The organism is Halomonas sp. B23F22_20, assembly GCF_043496985.1.
Lineage (GTDB): Bacteria > Pseudomonadota > Gammaproteobacteria > Pseudomonadales > Halomonadaceae > Halomonas.
Genome location: NZ_JBIEKH010000142.1, coordinates 1 through 531 on the forward strand (window position 1 = coordinate 1; position 531 = coordinate 531).

The following is a 531-nucleotide window of genomic DNA, read 5'->3' on the forward strand; positions in this document are numbered from 1 at the left end:
TGTTGAGGGGGCTAGGCATATGCCCTTCGATGATCTTCATCCGGCGATGGGCACCTTCTCCACGGATAGCGGTTTTGTGGCCATTGTGCCCGGGAGATATGCAACCGTTGCCTCGATGGTCGAGGAAGCCAAAGGGGTGTTTCAGCGCTATACACTGAGTGCGGCTGACGCGGCTCCCAGAGACCAAGAGCGGTTCTGTCCTCACAGGATCAGGATCTGTGACCGTCAGGGCAGATCTGTCATGGTCTATGACCACACCGGATGGTGGGACGGACACACATGGGAAATGGCTAGGAACGCACCTTTTGTGCCCAACTGATGGCCGTGATTAACCTCGATAACAGGCAGTGGAGGACTACCATGCCCTACGTCATCGTAAAAGACATCAAGGACTCGATCGGGTGGCAATACACCGGCGCTGCGCGTCTGATCGCTCCTGATCCTGACAACGCCACGAAAGCTGACCTAGCTTTCCGGGATTTTGTTATCGATATCCCGGACCCGGACGAGGCGGTCAAGAAGGCGCTCATT

1 protein-coding gene is annotated in these 531 nt (G+C 56.1%); it reads left to right on the forward strand.

All coding sequences use genetic code 11. The features are described from left to right. Positions 1 to 319 (forward strand): hypothetical protein (locus ACGTN6_RS21005; protein ID WP_394595048.1); only part of this gene is annotated, 319 nt, incomplete at its 5' end. Positions 320 to 531: the final 212 nt, after the last annotated feature.